This window comes from Kitasatospora sp. NPDC001540, from assembly GCF_042894345.1.
GTDB lineage: Bacteria > Actinomycetota > Actinomycetes > Streptomycetales > Streptomycetaceae > Kitasatospora > Kitasatospora phosalacinea_C.
Map to the genome: position 1 here is coordinate 243496 of NZ_JBIAVO010000001.1, position 18653 is coordinate 262148.

The 18653-nt window shown below is 71.6% G+C and carries 13 protein-coding genes; 7 read left to right on the forward strand and 6 right to left on the reverse strand.

Features of this window, described 5'->3' with window-relative positions:
* Positions 1 to 52: 52 nt before the first annotated feature.
* Entirely contained in the window at positions 53 to 2245 is a 2193-nt protein-coding gene (locus ACFY00_RS01110) for an MMPL family transporter (RefSeq protein ID WP_388025976.1), read from the reverse strand.
* Between the two features lie 276 nt (positions 2246 to 2521).
* Between ACFY00_RS01110 and ACFY00_RS01115 the strand changes: the two genes are divergently transcribed.
* Positions 2522 to 3835 carry a sensor histidine kinase gene (locus ACFY00_RS01115; RefSeq protein WP_388025978.1) on the forward strand — a complete coding sequence of 438 codons (1314 nt, stop codon included), beginning with the start codon at positions 2522 to 2524 and terminating at the stop codon, positions 3833 to 3835.
* Complete coding sequence (locus tag ACFY00_RS01120) at positions 3832 to 4563, forward strand: response regulator (protein ID WP_388025981.1); 732 nt, start codon at positions 3832 to 3834, stop codon at positions 4561 to 4563. Before ACFY00_RS01115 ends, ACFY00_RS01120 begins: the two co-directional genes overlap by 4 nt.
* Before the next feature lie 633 nt (positions 4564 to 5196).
* Here ACFY00_RS01120 and ACFY00_RS01125 read toward each other — a convergent pair.
* From ACFY00_RS01125 to ACFY00_RS01140, 4 genes are read right to left on the reverse strand one after another with little or no spacing between them, the layout of a single operon-like run.
* Complete coding sequence (locus tag ACFY00_RS01125; protein ID WP_388025983.1) at positions 5197 to 8409, reverse strand: NaeI family type II restriction endonuclease; 3213 nt, start codon at positions 8407 to 8409, stop codon at positions 5197 to 5199.
* Entirely contained in the window at positions 8399 to 9427 is a 1029-nt protein-coding gene (locus ACFY00_RS01130) for an AAA family ATPase (protein ID WP_388025984.1), read from the reverse strand. Before ACFY00_RS01130 ends, ACFY00_RS01125 begins: the two co-directional genes overlap by 11 nt.
* A 26-nt stretch (positions 9428 to 9453) precedes the next feature.
* Positions 9454 to 11232 carry a trypsin-like peptidase domain-containing protein gene (locus ACFY00_RS01135; protein WP_388025987.1) on the reverse strand — a complete coding sequence of 593 codons (1779 nt, stop codon included), beginning with the start codon at positions 11230 to 11232 and terminating at the stop codon, positions 9454 to 9456.
* Positions 11232 to 11600: a CU044_2847 family protein gene (locus tag ACFY00_RS01140; protein WP_388025989.1), complete on the reverse strand. Its 369-nt coding sequence runs from the start codon at positions 11598 to 11600 to the stop codon at positions 11232 to 11234. Before ACFY00_RS01140 ends, ACFY00_RS01135 begins: the two co-directional genes overlap by 1 nt.
* Before the next feature lie 361 nt (positions 11601 to 11961).
* Here ACFY00_RS01140 and ACFY00_RS01145 point away from each other — a divergent pair, with 361 nt between their 5' ends.
* Positions 11962 to 12327, forward strand: coding sequence for a winged helix-turn-helix transcriptional regulator (locus ACFY00_RS01145; protein WP_388025992.1), 366 nt, complete (start codon positions 11962 to 11964; stop codon positions 12325 to 12327).
* A gap of 161 nt (positions 12328 to 12488) precedes the next feature.
* Entirely contained in the window at positions 12489 to 13133 is a 645-nt protein-coding gene (locus tag ACFY00_RS01150; protein WP_388025995.1) for an NAD(P)-dependent oxidoreductase, read from the forward strand.
* An 89-nt stretch (positions 13134 to 13222) separates the two neighbouring features.
* Here ACFY00_RS01150 and ACFY00_RS01155 read toward each other — a convergent pair whose 3' ends face one another.
* Positions 13223 to 14725 carry an alginate lyase family protein gene (locus tag ACFY00_RS01155; protein WP_388025998.1) on the reverse strand — a complete coding sequence of 501 codons (1503 nt, stop codon included), beginning with the start codon at positions 14723 to 14725 and terminating at the stop codon, positions 13223 to 13225.
* A 414-nt stretch (positions 14726 to 15139) separates the two neighbouring features.
* On the opposite strand from ACFY00_RS01155, the gene ACFY00_RS01160 reads away from it, so the two are divergent.
* From ACFY00_RS01160 to ACFY00_RS01170, 3 genes are read left to right on the forward strand one after another with little or no spacing between them, the layout of a single operon-like run.
* Positions 15140 to 16567 (forward strand): chitinase, encoded by a 1428-nt coding sequence (locus ACFY00_RS01160; protein WP_388026000.1) that lies wholly within the window; start codon positions 15140 to 15142, stop codon positions 16565 to 16567.
* 40 nt (positions 16568 to 16607) lie between these two features.
* Positions 16608 to 16994, forward strand: coding sequence for a hypothetical protein (locus ACFY00_RS01165; RefSeq protein WP_388026002.1), 387 nt, complete (start codon positions 16608 to 16610; stop codon positions 16992 to 16994).
* A 6-nt stretch (positions 16995 to 17000) separates the two neighbouring features.
* Complete coding sequence (locus tag ACFY00_RS01170; protein ID WP_388026004.1) at positions 17001 to 18650, forward strand: glycosyl hydrolase family 8; 1650 nt, start codon at positions 17001 to 17003, stop codon at positions 18648 to 18650.
* The last annotated feature ends 3 nt before the right edge of the window (positions 18651 to 18653 follow it).

Consider the following 18653-nt stretch of genomic DNA (forward strand, 5'->3'; position numbering starts at 1 on the left):
CGGTCCGGGCCCGGGCGTCCCTCGGCCGGTCAACGCCTCACGCGTCAGCCCCTCACGCCGTCGGGAGTCGCTCCGGCTGCGGGACCACCGCACCTCCCCGCTCCGCCCCGCCCGGCCGCAGCGGCCACCAGAGCGAGCGCCCGAGCAGCGCGGCCACCGCCGGAACCACCACCAGCGAGAGCAGCAGCGCGGAGAGCAGGATCCCGAGCGTCAGCGCGAAGGCGATCTGCTCGCTGCCCGGCGTGGTGGCCAGGCTGGCGAACGAACCGCCCAGCACCAGCCCGGCGGTGGCGACGGCGGGCGCGGTGTGCCGCACGGCGCGGGCCACGGCGGCCCGGGCCGGGCCGGGACGGCGCATCTCCTCGCGGATCCGGTCGGTGATCAGGATGTTGTAGTCGGTGCCCAGCGCCACCACGAACAGGAACAGCACCAGCGGCAGGGTGAAGGCCACCCCGGGCCGGTCCAGCAGGTGCTGGAACACCAGGGCGGCGCTGCCGAGGGTGGCGGCGAACCCGAGCCCCACCGAGAGCAGCAGCGCCACCGGGGCGAGCAGGCTGCGCAGGAGCAGCAGCAGGATCAGCGCGATCAGCGCGGCCGCGACCGGGAACACCACCAGCAGGTCGCGGTCGACCGCGTCCGCCACGTCCGCGTACACCGCCGCGGTCCCGCCGACGTGGGCGCCCGCCCCGGCGGGGGAGTGCGCGGCGACGGCGGCCCGCAGCGGGCCGGACACCAGGGCCCGGGCCTGCGTGCTCTGCGGGTCGGCGGTGGGGTAGACGTCGATCCGGACGGCCCGGCCGTCCGGGCTGCCCACCGGGTCGGCGACCTGCCCGACGCCCGCCACGGCGCCGAGCGACCGGGCCAGGCCGGCGAAGGCGGCGGGGTCGACGGGGCCGCCCCCCTCGGCGGTGGCGTACACGGTGACCGGGTCGGAGACGCCGACCGGGAGCGAACGGGAGATCTCGGCGGCGGTGGCGGCCGCGGGCGTCCCGGAGGAGCCGCCCAGGCCGTAGTCCATCCGGATCCCGACCAGGCCCGCGGCCAGCGCGCCGAGCAGCGCGACCGAGGCCAGCAGCGCGGCCGCGGGGCGGCGGGCCACCCGCTCGCCGAGCCGGGCGGCGACGCCCGGGCGCGGTTCGCGCCGCAGCGTGCGCGAGGGCCAGAACATGCCGCGCCCGCAGGCGGCCAGCAGCGCGGGCATCAGGGTCAGGCTCCCCAGCAGCATCACCAGCACGGCGACGGCGATCGCCGGGCCGAGCGAGCGGAACTGGCCGAAGCCCGCCAGGCCCAGCGTGGCGAACGCGGCGACGATGGTCAGCGCGGCCGAGGTGATCGCGGTGCCGACCCGGCCGGACACCTCGGCGGCGACCGTGCGGGCGGGCGCGTCCGGCCTGGCCCGCAGCACCTCGCGGTACCGGAACAGCAGGAACAGCAGGTAGTCGACGCCGATGCCGAGCAGCACCACCGAGATCAGGCCCGGGGTGGAGGCGTCCAGCCGCAGGCCGGTCAGCTCGGCCAGGCCCGCCACCGCGCCGCCCGCCGCGCCGCCGACCAGGGCGACCGCGAGCAGCGGCAGCACGGCCGCCAGGACGCTGCGGAACACCAGCACGTTGAGCAGCACGATCAGCCCGACGACCAGGGCGCTGCCGACGGCGGCCGCCGTCCGGTTCGCGTCGGCGCTGTCCGCGGCCTCGGCCAGGCCGCCGGTGAAGCCGGTGCGCATCCCGGCCGCGGCGAACCGCTCCCGGGCGGAGTCCCGGAACGTCCGGTAGACGTCCTGCACGCCCTCGTCGGCGGCGTTGCCGGCCAGTTCGACGGCCAGCAGCTCGAAGCCGCCGTCCGGGGCAACCATCGCGGGCGCCACCTTCGGCGTCTGCGAGCGGTCGGTCACCAGGAAGGACGGCAGGTCGTCCTCGCCGCGCGGCATCACCACCCGCTGCCGGGCCAGCCCGGCGGCCTCGGCGTCGATCCGCTGCCGGTCGGCGTCCGTCAGGGCAGCGCCGTCGGCGCGGGCCACCAGCACCGTGACGGTGGTGGCGTCGGGCCGCAGCCCGAAGTGGTCCTCGGCGATCCGCAGCGCCGCCGCCGAGTCGTAGCGCGCGGGCAGGAAGTCCCCGGTGCTGCTCCCGGTGACCCGGGCGAACAGCACCGGCGACAGCCCGGCCAGGGCGACCCCGAGCACCGCCCACACGGCGATCACCTTCCAGGCGTGTCTGGTGGAGAATCCGGTCAGTGCGCGGATCAAGGTCGCCCTCCGTCTGCGTGGCTGCTGGTCGGACGGCGGTCGCCGCCCGATGACAGACCATCAGCCCGGGCACCCCCGCGGCGTCGGGGCGACGGACGATCCGCACCGGGGCCCGCGGGCCCCCGCCGCGCCGCGCCTGGGAGCCTGCTCCCAGGACCGTTCGCCCCGGCAGACGACGTCCGCCCCGCCCGGCCGGTGCCAGAATGAGGACATCGGGGCTGGTCAGTGGCGGCGCAGCCCGAGCAGGACACACCTGAGCGGGAGACGGGGACGGGCATGGGACGACCGCAGCAGCACCCGGGCGGCACCGGGGCGCCGGACGGCGCGCCGTGGAGCCACGCCGACGCCCTGGTGGCCGTGGCGGCGGGCCTGCTCGACGCGCTCGGCAACCTGCTCTTCGGGGCGCTGGACGACGGACGGGGGCCGGGCCTGCCCGCGTTCCTGTTCGTGCTGCTGGCCGCCCTGCCGCTGCTGTTCCGGCGCGGCCGCCCGGTGCCGGCGCTCGCCGCGGTGCTGGTGCTGAGCGCCGCCGCCGACCTGTGCGGCCCCGGGGCGCCGCACTTCGGGGTGGCCCTGACGGTCGCGCTGTACACGGCGGTCCGGACGGGCGGCCCCGCCGTGGCCGCCGCGGCCGTGCCGGTCACCGCGCTGGTCACCGTCCTCGCCCAGAGCCACTTCCGGACGCCGTCCTGGACCGAGGTCCTGTCCGGGCTGTGCTCCGCACTGCTGGTCGCCGCCGCCGGTCTCGCGGTCGCCCGCTGGCAGCGCGAGGTGGCGGCCAACCGGCAGCTGCTCGCCGACCGCGCGGTGGCCGAGGAGCGCCGCCGGATCGCCCGGGAGCTGCACGACATCGTGGCCCACCACATCACCACCATGCAGCTGATGGCCGGCGGCGCCCGCGCCAACCTCGCCGACCCCGAGGTGGTCCGGGACGCCCTGGTCACCCTGGAGTCCTCCGGCCGCCTCGCGCTGCGCGAGATGCGCCAACTCCTCGACGTGCTACGGGCGGGCGACGAACCCGACACCGCCCCGCCCGCGCCGCAACCCGGCACCGCCGACCTGCCCCGCCTGCTGGAGGACTCCCGCCGGGCCGGGCTGCCCGCCGACCTCACCGTGCGCGGCGAGGCCCGCCCGCTGCCCCCCGCCCTCGACCTGACGGCGTTCCGGATCGTCCAGGAGGCCCTGACCAACGCCCGCAAGCACGCCGCCCCGTCCCGCGCCACCGTCCACCTCACCTACGGCCCCGACCTGCTCACCGTCCACGTCCGCAACGACGGCCCCGTCCCCGCCTCCGCCCCCGCCTCCGCCCCGTCCGGACGCGGCGGCCACGGCCTGATCGGCATGCGCGAACGCGCCGCCCTCCACGGCGGCACCCTCACCGCCGCCCCCCACCCCGACGGCGGCTTCGCCGTCCACGCCGAACTCCCGCTCCCTGACGCCGAATCCGCCACCGCCACCTCCCAACTCCCGCTCCCTGAAACCGAATCCACCAACCCTCCCCCCGAACCCCCGCTCGTGGTGCTCGAATCCACCGCCTCCCTCTCCCGGCTCCTCGCCCCCGCCCCTCCCTCCGCCAAGGCCCCCCGATGACCACGACGCCCCCGACGCCCCCCATCCGCATCCTGGTCGCCGACGACCAGCCCCTGGTGCGCCGCGGGCTCTGCCTGATCCTCTCGCCCGACCCCGCCTTCACCGTCGTCGGCGAGGCCGAGAACGGCGCCGCCGCGGTCGAACTCGCCCACCGGCTGCGCCCCGACGTGGTGGTGATGGACATCCGGATGCCCGTCCTCGACGGCGTCGAAGCGACCCGCGAACTCGCCCGCACCCTCCCCGACTGCCGGGTCCTCGCACTCAGCACCTTCGACCTCGACGAGTACGTGGTCGCCGCGCTCCGGGCCGGTGCCTGCGGCTTCCTCCCCAAGGACGTCTCGCCGGAGGAACTCGCCACGGCGATCCGCACCGTCCGCACCGGCGAGGCGGTGGTCGCCCCGCGCCTGCTGACCCGCCTGATCTCCACCTACGTCCGCACCCCGGGCCCGGCCGCCCCCGCCCCGCCGCGCCCCGCCGCGGTCGAGCTGACCCCCCGGGAGACCGAGGTCTGGCGCCTGATCGCCACCGGCCTCGACAACGACGCCATCGCCGCGGCCCTCGACCTCAGCCGCTCCACCGTCAAGAACCACATCACCTCGCTCTTCGCCAAGCTCGACGTCCGCGACCGGGCCCAGGCGGTGATCGCCGCCTACGAGTCCGGCCTGGTCACCGCGGGCGGACCGGAGAGCTTCGCTACGCCAGTCGCACCTTCTACGAAAAACAAGTGAGGTCGACTTGAGTTCCTGCCGTGAACGCTCCACCCCTACTTCCTCGGCCTGACCCGGGCGGCCGTTCCGCTCTTCGCCTGCCACTGAGCGCTCTCGCCGTTCGGCGTCCTCGGCGGTGCCCACGGCAACTGCACGGTGGAGACCCTGTCGTGGCCGGGCGGGTACGCGCCCGTCGTCCAACGCGTCGGCGACACCCTGGTCCCGTTCGGCCTCGGCCTACTCGAATGCGCCCGGTGCCTCGACATTGCCCCGGGCATTGTCAAGCGATACGCCTTGTATGAAGGGACCCGTCGCAGAGCGCCGCACACCCCGTTACAAGCCCACACTGGTCGACCTCTACCGCGATCACCTGCGCCGACGTCGGGCCGGGGATCCCGTGGCGCCCGTCACCCGCCTCCTGCTCACCCGCAACGACGGAAGCGACGTGGGCAGACCCGCTATGCGGTGAGCAGGTCGTTGATGGTGCCTCCGGCTGCGGCGAGGCGATGCGCGGACTCGTGTAGGTGTGCAACACTGCGTCGCCGTCACCTGCTGTCCTGTCTGGTTGACGAACCGGTCTCCGTCCTCGTCCTGGTACCCCCCCGCCAGATCGGCCTTTTCTCCGTCACCGCCTCATCCGCCCCTGTCCCGCCATCAGAGGTTCGGGGCTGCCGTCACCGGGTCGTCAGGGTCGGCCAGGACGAAGAGCCGGTCCGCCAGTAGGGCGGCAGGTCGGGAACCGTGGTGCGGCTGTTGTGGGGTGACACGGGCGGCCACCCACTCCGATGGACTGGGCACGGGCAGGCCCAGAGCCTCTGCCGCCCGATTCTGTGGGCGGCCCAGTACGACGATGCCCTCCTCGCGGAGGAGGGGACGTGCGTCCCGGATCTGTCGCGCGGCGTCCTGCCGCCGAGCGACGGTCCGCACGCAGGTCGAATTGATCAGACGGCGCTGGGTGCGGCGGAGTAGTTCGACGACGCGGCCGGTGGAGGAAATCGCGCGGAGGACCGCATCCCTGTCGTCCGGCGCCATGTGCAGCAGGATGTTCTCGGGGAGCGGCGCCTGATCCCACAGCCAATGGATCTGTCCCTGGTGGACACGGGACAATCTGCGCTTGCCGTCCCGGTTGGCGGCGGGACTGAGAGACCTCTGCTCCGGTCTGAAGAGTCCGGCCCCCCAACGCGAGTGGTCGTCGTCCGCCCAGACGAGGAGGCAGAGGTGCCCAACCGTCTCCCGGGGAAAGACCCAGTCACCGTTCTTGGAACTGAACTTCAGGTCGACCTCGGCGTTCGCGATGGAGAAATCCATGACGCGGCCCGCCTCGAAGCCGAACTCGCGACCCAAGTCGATCTCCACCCTGGTGGGCAGGTAGACCTTCTCCGTCTTCGCTGCCGTTGCCAGGTCGTAACGGCCGGTTCGCGGACCGTCGAGCACGTAGTCGATGCTCTCCCGCAGGAGGCGCCCCATCCGGGTGCCGTGCGGGTCCGCGGCTAGCAGCGCGTGGGCGACCTGGTCGAGTTCGGTGTCCCGCGCCAGCATCGCTCTGAGTCGAGCCATCAGTTCCGACTCGTTCCCGGAGCGGTTCGTCCGGCCGAACGTGAGGAGAGCCCCGACCAGGGCCCCGTACTCCGCAGGGAGGCCGGGCACTGGCGGCAGGTGCTCGGCCCCGTTCTCCAGGGCGAAGTGCAGATTCCGGAGGTAGGCGTCAGGGGCCGTCCCGGTTGCCATCAGGTGCAGCAGTTTCCCGAGTGAATGGAAATCGAGCTGGCGTTCGGTTGGCTGGGCCGGGGGCGGGACCGGGAGACGACTCCCGGTCTTCTCCGAGGGCGTTCCGTGGGTGCCCAGGCCCGGATCGGCCAACACCACCGACCCGTCCTGCCGAAGCAGGACGGTCGACGGGCTGACGTCCAAGTGCGTCAAGCCGTTGTGATGCAGGACAGCGAGCGTTTCGGCGACCCCCACGGTGATGCTGATGGCCGTCCCCCAAGGCAGAGGGCCGTACCGCCTCGTCATGTGTGCTACGTCCTCGCCCTCGGGACGACGCGTAACCAGGTAGGGCCGGCCTTGGTGGAACCCCCGGTTCTCGATCTGCGCCACCCCGGGCAAACGGAGCGAGGTCAGCAGCTTCGCTTCTTCTAGGAACGTCTCCTGTGGCTGCCCGTAGGGCAGCGGCAGGTTGAACAGTTTGAGGTGGAACTTCTGCCCCGTCCTCTCGTCCACCGCCTCCCACAGGGTGGACGTGGGGTTTGTCAGCAACCGCTCTGTCAGCCGGTAATGGCCGTTGACGAGCATGTGGAGGTGGTCGGGCACTGCCTTCTGAGCTCTGTCCAGCCGCTGTACGGTCTCCTCACCCACCACAGCCAGGGGTTCCGTATCCAGTCGGTCCGTGGCACTGTCCACCACCAAGACGGGCAACTCGCCCGCGCGTTTACCGGCGTACTGGTGGAGGACAACCCCGATACGGGCGGCTTCGGAGCGGGGCAACATCCGCAGCAGCACCTCGCGGACGCCAGGGCGGAACTTGTAGCGGCCGGCTGCGGGTGGTGTGCCGGGCAGTGTGGTGAGCAGGCCGCTGAGGACGACTTCGGCCAGGTGGTGCGGTTCCGGCCGGGCCGTGGTCGCCGCCTGGATCAGCCGCATGACGGGCAGCCTCGGATCGCCCACCGCCAAGTGTGCGGCCAGGTCCAGGGCCTGGGGCGAGGCGTGGGAACGGAAGTTGAGGACGAGTTTTTCGGGTTCCAGGGTGCGGGGGTCGCTGCCCGTCGCGGCGGGCGGGGGTGGCGCCGAAAACTCGGTGGGCAACGCGGCTGTCACGCCCGGAACTTGCATGCCGCGCGGGCCCGCCACCAGCCGGGCCCAGTTGCCGAACCAGCGAGCGGAAGCTTCAAGGACGGGAACAGGCAGCCCTGCCGGGTTTTCGGCGTACAGGTCGAAGGGGGCGAACCGCAGGCCGGGGTTGGGACGGGCTGCTCCATCGGCCGTCAGCAGCCCTGCGATGCCGGGGAGTGCGGTGCGACGCCACAGGCGTTCCGGGAGGGGCTGGACCACGGCGATCGGCAGGGCCCGCGCCCAGCGGTCGAGAGTCCGGTACCACCGCTCGGCCTCTCCACGACCGAGGTACCACTGTGGTCCACTGCAGTCGCTGAAGACCAGCGCGACGGTACGGCCGTCACGGGGCGGCGGCCCTGCACGGCGGCCCCCGGGCAGGTGCCGCAGCCGTCCATCGGTGGTGGCTTCGAGGAGTTCAACACGTCGGAAGGCACCGCTCTGCTCGAAGGCGCGATGCAGTTCTTTCAGGAGCGGACGCCAGACGGGCATGGTCGGACCGGAGTCGTGCACGAGGTACAGGGTGAGCCAACGTTCGGACCGGGGCCGTAGGACGGGCCGCCAGTTCTCGGCCTGCGCGCCGTGGCGGGCGATCTGCTGGGCGGTGGCGGCTTCGTCGAACTCCAGGTTCAAGGGCGAAGGCACGCGTCGGCGCAGTGGACGCAGTGCGCGCTGCAGGGCGAGGGGGCGCGCCAGCATGGGCGGCAACGGGGCGAGCAGCGCGGTGCCGGGAAGGTCGTCCTCGGCCTGTGCGTGGCGGGGCTGGACGGCGAACGTCCGTCCGTCCGGTTCGTACTGCTGCGGTGGGACCACTCCGGCGTTGTGCCTCGTGGAAGGAAGGGGCCTGTCGGCCGTGGTGGACGTCCGGTCCGTGGAAGGGGTAGCCGTCCCGCCTGCGGAGCCGTCCGTAGGCGCGCCGCAGTGGCGCGCCAGCCAGAGGGCGTCGGTGAGTTCCGTGCCGCCCATCTGTCCACCCGCCCTGGTGAGCAGGCTGAGCAGATGCGCGAGTTCGGACGATGACCGGGTCGGCTCAGTAGTCATCGAACTCTGTCACCGGTCCGAGGTGGGCCATCAGGGTCTCGGCCAGTTCCCTGCGGGAGGGGGCCTCCAGACCGGGGATCCGGGTGAGGTAGATGGCGTTCAACAGCTGGTCGGTGGCGAGTTCGCCGCTGCTGCTGCGCTGCAGGAAGGACGTGATCATCTGTCGGGCGTCGGTGTCGAGTTCGCCGAGGTGCGCCTCGACGATCTCCTCCAGGTGCGCCTGTTCGGGCATGCGCAGGTGTAGACGGACGCACCGGCGGAGGAACGCGGGCGGGAACTCTCGTTCGCCGTTACTGGTGAGCACGATGAACGGGAATGCTCGGCAGCGCACCCGACCGCCGCTGACCTCGACGTGGTTTCTGCTGCCGGACACCATCAGCCGCACGGTCGGTGTGTGCGGTGCGGCCCGGACCAACTCGGGGATCTCGTATTGTCCTTCTTCCAGGACGTTGAGAAGGTCGTTCGGGAGGTCGAGGTCACTCTTGTCCATCTCGTCGATGAGCAGCACACGGGGTCGTTCGTAGGGCAGCAGGGCGGTTCCGAGCGGGCCGAGGCGCAGGTCTTCAGCAGGACTCCCGTCGGCCTTCGGCAGTTCTGCGGCCTGGGTGAGGCCGTTCTGTCGCGCCATGCGGTTGGCCGCGAGGAGGCGGAGCATCGGGTCGTACTGGTAGAGGCCCTCCTGGAGGGTGCTACGACTCGTGACGTTCCAGCGCAAGACCGGCCCGAGCTGTAGCTCGCGAGCCACGGCATAGGGCAGCGAGGACTTGCCGCTGCCGGGCGGTCCGGTGATCAGCAGTGGGCGACGGAGGACCAGGGCCGCGTTGACCAGTTCGACACTCTCTCGGGTCGCCCGGTAGGTGGCGGCGCGGTACCGGCGTTCAGGGGAGTCGTGATCGTCCTCGGCTGGGACGGGTAGCACCGGACCACCGTCGAACGCCCGCCACGGAGGGGGATCGGGCAGCTGGGCCACGCCGTCGTGCGGCTCATCGGTACCGGTGTACACGGGCCATGCGGGCATGGGGGCTCCAGATCGTCGACGGACGTTCAGCTAACCGGGGACTGCGGGGGGATGGGTGCCTCAGGGAGGCAGCGCGGATCCTCCCACAGAAGCGTCAGGCCGGTTGCCCAGCGTGCCTGCGGATCGTCGGAGAACGCGTTGCTCCGCAGTTTGCGGACGTGGTGGGGGAGGTCCGCGGCCGACACCGCAGAGAGTTCCTTCTCCACGGCGTCGAGGAACCGTCCGCCCTCGCAGAGGTGCCCCGGTCCGGTGTCGTTCCCCGTGCCGCTCGCACAACCGGTCCGAGGCCAGACCAATACGGGCACGGCGGCTTTCAGGCCGGCGTGCAGCAGTTTGCGGCTCTGCTCGCAGTTCGGGGGCGCGCCGTACCCGACCGCGGTCTTCAACTCGCCGAGCCTGACGCTCAATTTGACAGGATCCTGCGGACTGAGGCACTCGACCCGATGCCAGGCAGTGCCCGTCCGACTGTCGAAAGCCTGCCAGGCCTGGTGCAGCTTGTGCTGCAGCCGCTGCCGTCGACGCCGGTTCAGGTCCACCACCACCACGGGCGAGGAGCAGCCCAGGGGCGTCGGGTCGTCGGGTTCCGCCTGCCACTGGTCGACGGGTTCACCCAGCCAGTCCGTGGGCAACGCGAAGACGATCAGCTCGTCGCTCCCACGGCCGATCAGGTGGAAAGCGCTGTCGAGTCGTTCCTCTACGAATTCCCGCACCCGTCGGCCGGGAACGGTCTCCTGCGCCACCACCTGCGCGTGCCCGTCCCGAACCGCGGAGATTGAGACGTTGTACAGGTTGCTGTCTGCACCGCTGCGATCGATCTCGATCAGGATCGGGGACCAGTGGGAACCCCCTTCAGGCCGGGGCGGCGTGCTCTGCACAGGCGGCGCTGCAGGTGCTGGGCGGCTCTCCGCTGCCCAGTTGAGCAAATCGTTCCGGACGGTCGGGTCCCCGACGAGGTCGGCCACTCGCGCGGCGAGGTCCGACCAGGGGGCGGGACTGACCTTGGTGTCGACTTCGGTCAGCAAGAACCACGCGACGTCCCAGAGCGAGTGGAAGACCCCACCTGGGGGGTCCGGAGCCAGGCCGCCCGCGACGCGCCGGTACTCCTTCTGCAGGTCACAGTCCTCCAGGCCGGGATCATTCGTACACCGCTGGAGGATGCCGTCCAACCGGGCCAGCAAGTGACCGGGGCGGTCGGAGACGGAGGTCAACTCCGTCGCCCCAGGCCAGTAGCGGGTCAGCAACCGGGCCGGAATCATGCGGCCGGCCCCACCGTCCGGGTACTTGGCGGTGATCATGCCCACTACCTCGCCGGTGTCCTCGCGGACCACCGCGCCCCCGCTGAATCCTTCTGCCAGCGGCTGGCTGTGGCCGGTCCATGCCTCCAACTGGATCCACTCGCCCGCGATAAGTTGCCTGCTGGTGGTCCGAAATTCGCCGAGGATCCCCTCGTCGAACCCTTCGGGGAAGCCGTACGCGGTCAGCCTGACCTCGGACGAGGGGGGCTCCGCAGAAATCGAGGCGATCCTGGCGGGCGTGACGGGGACCTTCTCGTCGAGCTCCAGCACGGCCACGTCCCCGTAGCGCGAGACGGTTTCGTCCCAGCACTCCCCTCTGACCACGGATGCGCCGAGCGGACCGCGGTCTGGGTGTTGGGCGAGGACAACCTCGACCCGCTTCGCTCCCGCCACCACGTGCGCGCATGTGACCACGTGGCGCTCAGTCACCAGGAAGCCGGACCCCGCTCTTTCCCACCCGTTGTCTGGAGCGAGCGAGTCGATCCGGACCTGCCAGGACTGCGAACTCATCAGACGGAGGGAGTTTCCCCAGCAGCGGCAGCAGCGGTGCCCGGCGCCCAACTGAGCTTTACCACGAGGTTCCCCTCCACCGCCGTCTTGGCGATGACCGCGCCGGCCTCCGCGCTCAGCTTCACCCCGAACTCGATCTGCACGGTGTCAGGCTTGAGCGTCCCGTCCCGGAACACACCTAGGGCTGCCTCGGCCGCGGTGTGCATGCTCTGCAACGCCTCGTTGAAGGTCTGACTCGCTTGATGGACCGCGGACGCACCACGGGAGCCGCGAGAGACACTCTGGGCGCCGCCGCTCCGCTCTCCCGGGCCTGCCTCGACCACGACCTTGGTGCCGTCGGTAGTTCTGAACTCGACCAGATCAGCCATGACTTCCCCATCCCCTCCAAGTCGGAGTCCACATCCTAGTGAGACTTCTGGCAGGCTCCCACCCGGCTGGCCCGCCCTGCAGGACACCTGGTCGGGAGAGCTTCCAGCCAGGCTCGTTGGTGCAGGTTGGTGGGCCATCGCGCGGCGCTACGCGTGGTGCTGACCGTGAAGGCGTCAGGCTGTCGGCCGAGGCTGCTCGGGAGTCCGTCTCGGGCTGCAAATCCTTCGGGGCCGGGCGACGAAGAGCAGCACGAGGCGTGGACCGATGACCTCAGGTTCGCCAAGTGGCCTGCCGCCGAAGGTCCTCAGGGCGGTGCATTGAGGGGTCGAGGCGGAGCCGCCATCACTACAATCCGGAGGCATGAGCGAGCCGCTTGACGCCGACATGTTCTCCTCCTGCCGGGCGCAGGTGCTGCCCATGCGCATGAACAACAAGTGGGCCCCGAAGATCATCACCTGCCTGAAGACCGGGAAGCGGCGCTTCTCGGAACTCCAGGTGCCGCTCCGGGGCATCACGCCCAAGGTCCTCTCCGAATCCCTGCGCGCCATGGAGCGGGACGGTCTCGTCACCCGGACCTCCTACCCGGGGGTGCCGCCGCGCGTCGAGTACGAACTCACCGAGCTGGGGCGCTCGTTGCTGGACCCCATGGCGGCCTGGTGCAGCTGGGCCGACCAGCACCTGCCCGAACTCCTGGACGCCCGCGCGGCCTACGACGACGCCTCCTGACCGCCCGCCGGGCGACGCCAGGAGCCCCGCACCCCCGTACGCCTTCGCGGCACGGGTTCTCCGCGGGCCCCCTTCCTACCGTTGCGGTAACCGAGGGGTCGGCGGATAGCTTCGCGGAGCGGGCCGGGGAACCGGCGGAGCGCTACGGAGGGAAGCAGTTCATGAGCAGGATCGTTGTGTTCGGCGCGGGTGGCAACGCCGGGCGCCGTGCCGTCGCCGAGGCCGTGTCCCGTGGGCACCGGGTGACCGCCGTGGTGCGGGACGCGGCGAAGTACCGGGAGCTCGCGGCCGAGGGCGTGACCCTCGTCGAGGGTGACGTCACCGAGGCCGGGAGCGTCGCGGCCGTCGCCGCCGGCCACGACGCCGTGATCTCCACGGTGTTCCGGGCCGACGTGGCCCCGGCCGACTTCTACGGCGCGGTCTCCCGGGCCCTGGTCGCGGGTCTGGCCGAGGCCGGGGTCGGCCGCCTGGTCGCGGTCGGCGTGGGCACCGCCCTCGAAGCGGCCCCCGGGGTGGCCGTGCACGACTCGCCCGAATTCCCGGAGGAGTACCGGCAGTTCTCGATCGGCCACTCGGTGGAGAACGAGGTCTACCGCGCCAGCGCGCTGGACTGGGTCGTGGTGACCCCGCCGCCGGCCGTCCTGGACGCCGACGCCGAGCGCACCGGAACGTACCGCGTCGGCGGCCCCGGCGTGCTGCCGACCGAGGAGGGCGCCCCCGCCTTCTCCTACGCCGATCTGGCCGTCGCACTGGTGGACGTCGCCACCGGGGGCGACCACCACCGCGAGGTCGTCGCGGTCGGCTGACCCCGTCCCGGCGAGCCGCGCGCCGGGGCAGTGGCGGACCCCGCCCGGCGTCGATCCGCCCACCGGCAGGCCAGGTGCCCGAACCGGGTTCAGCAGGTGCCGTCGTCCTGCCAGATGTTCCAGGCGACGGGGCTGCCGGGGGTGACGCCGGTGCTCCAGTAGAGGGCGGTGTAGTTGTGGCCGCCGTAGGAGACCTGGTCGTTGGGGGCGTAGGCGGTGGCGGAGCTCCAGGCGGGGTGGCAGGCGCCGCCGGAGGGTGCGGTGACGGTGAGGGTGTAGGTGGCGGTGTGGGTGCCGCCGGCGGCGGTGCCCTTGACGGTGACGGCGTACGTCCCGGCGGGAGTTGAGGCTCCGGTGGTGATCGTCAGGGTGCTGCCGCTGCCGGAGGCGACGGAGGCGGGGCTGAACGAGGCGCTCGCGCCCGAGGGCAGGCCGGAGGCGGACAGCGCCACCGACTGCGCCGCACCCGAGACCACCGCCGTCGACACCGCCGTCGACACCGCCGAACCCGCCTTCGCACTGCCGTAGTTCGGCGTGACGGCCACCGAGAAGTCGGCGGTGGCCGCGGGCGTTCCGGTGTCCCCGTGGGTGAGGGTCTCCCAGGCGATCCAGTGGTCGTCGGTGCCCTCGGGACGGTGGGCCAGGGTGTACTTCCGGGTGCTGGCCAGGCTGAGCCCGAGCCGGTCGTGGAGCGCGCTGTACGCGATCTCGGTGACGGGCCCGAAGCCGAGGTTCACGCTGCCGCCGCAGATCGAGGACGGCACGGCGGCACCGTCGTCGTAGCCGGTGTGGAACTCGTAGGTGGCGCGCATCCGGGGCGCCAACTGCGACCACAGGTCGGTGCCCTGCAGGCGTGCGGTCTCGGCGACGTGCGCGATGGCCTCGACGCCCCAGCCGGTGTGGCCGAAGTCGCGGCAGGTCTCCTGCGCGATGCCGTCGACGAACGTGCTCTGCCCGAACCAGTAGTTGATCAGCTCGCTGGTGGTGTCGACGTCGGAACGCGGCGGGTAGGCGGGCCGGCTGCCGTCGGAGGTGGTGTAGACGTACGCCGGGACGCGGCCCGTGAAGACGGACATCGCCTTGTTGTAGCTGGCGGCGTCGTCCAGGTGGACCGAGATCCCGACGGCGGCGTCCATCATGATCAGCTCCCAGTTGCCGTTCTTGTCCGGGGCGCCCTGGACCACGATGGGGAGGTAGACGTTGCGCAGCATGGCGTCGAAGCGGGAGGAGTTCGACCAGCCGCCGCCGTAGGTGTACTTGACGATCTCCGCAGCCTCCGACCACACCGTCCCGGCCCAGCCGGTCTGCAGCGGCGCGTTGGAGTTGGTGTGCGCGGTGACGGTCCCCGACCAGGCGTCCATGATCTGGATCGCCTTCTTCGCGTAGCCGCTGTTGCCGGTCACGTACCAGGCCAGCGCGTCGGTGTAGGCGGCGATCGCGTCCTCCCGCTCGTCGCTGCACCCGTAGTCGGGGTTCGACGACGGGCCGCACTCGACGGTGGACCGCGGGTGCGGCGTGTACGACGGCGAGGCGTACGAGCTGGCCAGCAGCTGCGACCAGGCGCTCTTCTGCGGTTCGACGCCACCGTTCACCCGGGCGCGGACCAGGTCCAGTTGGGACGTGCCGAGCAGGACGCCGGGGTGCGTGAAGGCGGCGGGGGCGGAACACCACTGCGGCCACCTCTTCGGTTAGTAAAGTTTACTTACCATGGTGGCCGGTGAGCGTAGAACCGTCCTGATGCTCCGTCAAGACGCTCTGATATGCCAGGTTTCCCTTGGTGCGGACCATTGACGCACCGATCCCCGGTCGCTAACTTCTGCTCGTTAGGAAACCTTCCTTACTATCCGGCGGCCTGCGAACCGGCCTGCGAACCGGCCTGCGAACCGGCCTGCGAACCGGCCTGCCCCCGACCGGCGCGCCCCCGCGCTCCCGCCGGCCCGCGCCGCCCCGCGACGACGTTCCGCACCTCGCTCGTCCCTCACCCCCAGCGAAGGAACCGACCCCCCATGCCCCGATCCGTCCCCGCCCGCGGACTCCTCGCCGCCGCCGTGGCTGCCGCCCTCCCCGCCGCCGCGCTCGCCCTGGTCACGGCCGCACCCGCGCACGCCGTCGGCGGCACCTTCCCCGCGCACTACTCGGCGCCGTACCTGGAGATCGACAGCTCCACGGCCGCCGACCTGGCCGCCGACCTGAGCGCCAGCGGCGACAAGTTCTACACCCTGGCCTTCCTGACGCCGAAGTCCGGCTGCACCCCGATGTGGGAGCGGGGCAACGACCCGGTCGGGGCGTTCAAGTCCCAGATCAGCTCGCTGCAGTCGGCCGGCGGCAACGTCATCATCTCCTTCGGCGGCGCCGCGGGCGGCGAACTGGCGCAGACCTGCACCTCGGTCTCCAGCCTCACCGCCGCGTACGCCAACATCGTCAACACCTACGGCGTGACCCGGTTGGACTTCGACATCGAGGGCGCGGTCCTGGACGACACCACCGCCAACGCCCGCCGCGACCAGGCCCTGGCCGCCCTCCAGGCACAGAACCCGAACGTCCAGATCGACTTCACCCTGCCGGTCGACCCGGGCGGCCTGCCCGGCAACGCGATGACCATGCTCAAGGACGCCAAGTCCAAGGGCGTGAAGGTCAACCTGGTCAACATCATGACGATGGACTTCGGCGACGGGCAGAACGCCCTCAACGACGCCGAGTCCGCCGCGAACGGCACCGCCCCCCAACTGGCCTCGCTCTACGGCATCACCACCGCGCAGGCCTTCAACCGCCTGGGCCTGACCCCGATCGCCGGCCAGAACGACGACAACGAGTTCTTCAGCCAGTCCAACGCCCAGACCCTGGAGACCTTCGCGGCGTCCAAGGGCGTCCAGGAACTGTCGTTCTGGGAGGTCGACGGTTACGACAAACCGCTGAACTACGCCTACTCGAAGATCTTCCAGAAGATCACCGGCGGCACCGCCGCCGCCGACTTCTCACTCGCCCTCTCCCCGACCTCCGCCAGCGTGAAGGCAGGCTCCTCGGCGACCGCCACCGTCTCCATCGCCACCACCTCCGGTGCGGCGCAGTCGGTGGCGCTGTCCGCCTCCGGTCTGCCCTCGGGTGCGAGCGCCTCGTTCAGCCCCGCCTCCGTCGCCTCCGGCAGCGGCAGCACCCTGACGATCACCACCGGAGCCTCAACTCCCGCCGGGACGTACGCCGTCACCGTCAAGGGCACCGCCGCCGGCGGCACCCACACCGCCACCTACACCCTCACCGTCACCGCACCCTCCGGCGGCACCTGCCACCCCGCCTGGAGCTCCGCCACCGCCTACGCCCCCAACGACCAGGTCTCCTACGGCGGCCACAACTACACCGCCCTCTACTGGAGCACCGGCGTCACCCCCGGCAGCCCCGTCGCCTGGAACATCTGGCAGGACGACGGCACCTGCTGAACCCGCTCCCGCCACCCCACCGATCGGAAGGAAGCACCCAGTGGCCCCCCACACCCGCCGCGTCCTGGCGCTGGGCACGACGCTCAGCACCCTGACGCTCGGCCTGGTCGTGTTCGTCGGCGTGCCCGCCGCCCAGGCAGCGACTCCCGCGCACCCGTTCCCCTCCCACACGACCTACAAGGTCGGCGTCATGCCGTCCGCCTCGCAGGCCACCCGCGACGCCGCGGTCACCAAGCAGTACGACTCGTGGAAGTCGAACTACCTGGTCCACGGCTGCGCCAGCAACGAGTACTACGTCTCGACCAAGGGCGACGGCGACGCGCCGAACAACGGCACCGTCTCCGAGGCCCAGGGCTACGGCATGAACATCGTGCCGCTGATGGCCGGTTACGACCCCGACGCGCAGACCGAGTTCAACGGCCTGTAGCAACTGGTGAAGAACCACCAGGACCAGTACGGCCTGATGCAGTGGAAGCTCGACGGCAGCACCTGCAAGTACGCCGACAGTGGCACCCCGGACGCGGCCACCGACGGCGACCTCGACATCGGCTACGGCCTGATCCTCGCCGACAAGCAGTGGGGCGGGTACCGCGCGGACGCCCTGGCCTGGCTGGGCAAGGTCTACGCCCACGACGTCACCTCGGACGGCCACCTCAAGTGTGAGGACGACGGCCCGAGCACCGACACCCGCCCCTCCGACCACATGCTCGACCACCTGCGGGCCTTCGCCGCGTACGACACCGCGCACGACTGGAACAAGGTCATCTCCCGGACGGAGGCCATCGACCAGTCGCTGGTCACCAACTACTCCAACGGCCACGGACTGCTGCCGGACTTCGTCGTCGGCGCCAACGGCACGCCGTCCCCGGCCTCCGCGGACTACCAGGAGAGCCAGCCGGACAACATCGTCGGCTACAACTCGGTCCGCGTCCCGTGGCACCTGGGCACGGACGCGCTGCTCAACGGACCGAGCACGGCGGCGTTCGCCTACAACGACGCCAAACTGTGGTCGGCGTGCGCGAAGGCGATCTCCGGCGGCAACCCGAAGAACGTCCAGCCGCACATCAAGCTGAGCTGCGCCAACGCCAACGTCTCCGGTGACACCTCGGCCGAGGAGGCCGGCGACTCGGTGGGTCCCTCGGCGATGGCCGCCGGCGACCAGGCCTGGACCGACGCCATCTGGAACCAGTTGGCGACCAACCCGTTCGGCGACCACTACTACGGCGAGACCATCAAGATGCTGGTCTACCTCGTGATGGCGGGCGACTACTGGAACCCCACGGCCACGAGCACCACCCCTGCCGCCGACTTCTCACTCGCCCTCTCCCCGGCCTCCGCCAGCGTGAAGGCGGGCTCCTCGGCGACCGCCACCGTCTCCACCGCGACCACCTCCGGCCCCGCCCAGTCGGTGGCGCTGTCCGCCTCCGGTCTGCCCTCGGGTGCGATCGCCTCGTTCAGCCCCGCCTCCGTCGCCTCCGGCAGCGGCAGCACCCTGACGATCACCACCGGAGCCTCAACTCCCGCCGGGACGTACGCCGTCACCGTCAAGGGCACCGCCGCCAGCGGCACCCACACCGCCACCTACACCCTCACCGTCACCACCGGTACGACGGCCAACGACTTCTCCGTCACGCTCTCCCCGGCCTCGGGCGGCGTGACCGCGGGCTCCTCGGCGACCGCCACCGTCTCCATCGCCACCACCTCCGGTGCGGCGCAGTCGGTGGCGCTGTCCGCCTCCGGTCTGCCCTCGGGCGCGAGCGCCTCGTTCAGCCCCGCCTCCGTCGCCTCCGGCAGCGGCAGCACCCTGACGATCACCACCGGAGCCTCAACTCCCGCCGGGACGTACGCCGTCACCGTCAAGGGCACCGCCGCCAGCGGCACCCACACCGCCACCTACACCCTCACCGTCACCGCACCCTCCAGCGGCACCTGCCACCCCGCCTGGAACTCCGCCACCGCCTACGCCCCCAACGACCAGGTCTCCTACGGCGGCCACAACTACACCGCCCTCTACTGGAGCACCGGCGTCACCCCCGGCAGCCCCGTCGCCTGGAACATCTGGCAGGACGACGGCACCTGCTGAACC